At 51.7% G+C, this 429-nt stretch carries 1 protein-coding gene; it reads right to left on the bottom strand.

Annotated elements, in window-relative coordinates; genetic code table 11:
• The coding region (locus ACYVRA_RS09270) for a hypothetical protein (RefSeq protein ID WP_461252412.1) at positions 1 to 416 on the bottom strand (416 nt) is incomplete at its 3' end.
• Positions 417 to 429: the final 13 nt, after the last annotated feature.

Below are 429 nucleotides of genomic sequence, written 5' to 3'. Positions count from 1 at the left end.
TAATAAAACGAACCGTTTTTTCTTTCTCTGCGCCGCTCTTCCTCAAGCCGTTGGCGCTCAATTTCCCGCAGACGCTCGGCTTCACGGCGCGCTTCCTCCTCTTTGCGTTTGCGTTCTTCCTCAAGACGGCGACTCTCTTCCTCAATCCGCTTACGTTCTTCTTCAAGCCGCCTGCGTTCTTCTTCAATGCGCTTGCGTTCTTCCTCTTTGCGGAACTCGTCAACCGCGTTGTTTACATTCGCCAACGCTTCACTATACTTTTTTTCCATCTCGGCGCGTTTCCGTTCTATTTCCGCAAGACGCGCGTCTTCAGCTCTGGTGTCAGGCGGAGGCGGAAACATGTTATCCAGTTCCGCCTCTATCGCTTTCTCCTCGCGCTCAATCACAGTTTTTTCCAGCGCGGCATAAGCTTTCATTCTAAAGGCTTCT

The sequence above is a fragment of the Treponema sp. R8-4-B8 genome (genome assembly GCF_054786175.1).
The sequence above is the reverse complement of the archived record's forward strand: the minus strand, read 5'-3'. Positions and strand labels throughout refer to the sequence as shown.